This window comes from Actinotignum urinale DSM 15805, assembly GCF_000420445.1.
Classification (GTDB): Bacteria; Actinomycetota; Actinomycetes; order Actinomycetales; family Actinomycetaceae; genus Actinotignum; species Actinotignum urinale.
In genome coordinates this window covers 1-1,916 of sequence record NZ_ATUY01000022.1, presented here as the reverse complement: position 1 = coordinate 1,916, position 1,916 = coordinate 1, and the positions used below count along the sequence as shown (strand labels likewise).

1 protein-coding gene is annotated in these 1,916 nt (G+C 49.9%); it reads left to right on the top strand.

Features of this window, described 5'->3' with window-relative positions; translation table 11 throughout:
* Window positions 1-342: 342 nt before the first annotated feature.
* Complete coding sequence (locus G445_RS0108680; RefSeq protein WP_022867131.1) at window positions 343-1,599, top strand: dicarboxylate/amino acid:cation symporter; 1,257 nt, start codon at window positions 343-345, stop codon at window positions 1,597-1,599.
* The last annotated feature ends 317 nt before the right edge of the window (window positions 1,600-1,916 follow it).

Genomic DNA, 1,916 nt, shown 5'->3' with positions numbered 1-1,916 from the left:
GAAAAGCATACTTCATAGAAATAGAGCAGAAAGAGTCCTACATAGATTACAAAAAACTATGCTTCATCGAAAAAGAAAACGATGTTTCACAGAAATAGAACAAAGCGCAATCTAAACCACAGAAAAACGGTACTCCGTCGTCGAAAAAGAAAACCCGCCCCGCAACAAAGCACAGAAACCCTTGCCCGATTCCCTCACAGGCACTCGCCCGATTCCCCGCACCCCTTCCACGATTCCCTCACAATTACTTGCCACCATTATTCTCACTACCTAGAATTCATCCCAGTTAATTTGTCCCTTCAACTAGACTCCTTAGAGTTCATACAACTAAAGGAAATTGATATGTCAAACGTACATATGCAAGCAAGCCCCTGGACGCGACTCAAAAGATCGCTCCTCTTCTGGGTTTTACTTGCCATTATTTTCGGCGCGGCGCTCGGCCAATTCCTGCCCTCCTGGGCGATTGTCCCCTTCGCCACTTTTAACGATATTTTCGGCAAATACCTCGGTTTTTCCGTTCCGCTGATTATCGTCGGTCTCGTTGCCCCAGCCATTTACGAACTCGGCTCCTCCGGCGGAAAGTGGCTTCTTTCCACGGTTGCCATCGCATACGGCTCCAACCTGGTTGCCGGTTTCGGCACATGGGGTCTCGCAACACTTATTTACCCCTCACTTCTTGCGGGTCAAAAGGTTCCAGACCTTGCTAAACCGGAAGATGCCGTCGCTTCAATTATGGATAAGGGCTTCAAACTTCCCCCTGTTTTTGACGTCATGACGGCGCTCATTGTTGCGTTCATGATTGGTATCGGTATTGCGAAGATTCAGGGAAAGACACTCGGTAAGGCCGTGTCCGATTTCCGCGACATCATCACTCTCGTTATCGCGAAAACAATTGTGCCCCTTCTTCCGCTCCACATTTTCGGTATTTTCATGAACATGTCCAAGTCGGGCCAGTTCGTTACCGTCATTGTGGCAATGAGTAAAATTATCCTCTTCTCCTTCATTCTCACCGTGGTTCTGCTCCTTATCCAATACTCACTGGCGGGAGCAATTTCCAAGAAGAACCCGTTCAAGGCGCTGTGGGGTATGCGTGATGCCTACGCTACCGCCCTGGGTACTGCATCTTCGGCCGCGACGATCCCCGTCACAGCTCGCTGCACCCGCAATAATGGCGTAAGCCGCGGGGTCGCAGATTTCGTTATTCCGCTGTGCGCAACGATTCATCTTGCCGGTAGCTCAATTAAGATCACGGCCTTCGCTCTTGCGCTCCAGCATATGATGGGAATTCACCCCGACCCTATGCACATGGTTGGCTTCATTATGATGCTCAGCGTGATTCTTGTTGCCGCTCCGGGCGTTCCCGGTGGTGCGATTACCGCCGCGCAGGCTCTGTTGCAGGGAATGTTGGCGTTCACTGATCCGATGTACGCGATTATGGTCGCCATGTATGTTGCGGTGGATAGCTTCGGTACCGCCACCAACGTTACCGGCGACGGCGCTATCGCGATTGTTATTGATCATTTCGCGCGCGGTTCTCTTGTTCAAGATAGCGACGCGTTGAAGGAAACCGTCGAAAATATTAATTCTGCACGTCAATAGTTTTCGTGTTGATACCGCGAAAATAAAACACAAATAAGGGCGGCTCTGCGTTGTGCAGGGTCGCCCTTTTGCATATGAGGAATTATTGCACACGCCTTTTCGAATATAGGTTAGCATTGCGCTTTCACGGACACGATGAATTGATGCCAGACATTTTTGCGCATCCGGTTGCGATGCTCTCAGGTTTGGGGGCATGTTATCCAGAAAACCCGATACCCTTGCATGAAGCGTACTGGGTTTTGTTCCTGTCTGTTTTTGAGAGGATTGGGAATATGGCTAAGAGGTATTCGCAGGGTTTTAAGGATCGCGCGGTTCGG

Bases quoted from the DNA above. Each gene is read 5' to 3' on its own strand.
- G445_RS0108680 (WP_022867131.1), top strand. From the start codon at position 343: ATGTCAAACGTACATATGCAAGCAAGCCCCTGGACGCGACTCAAAAGA.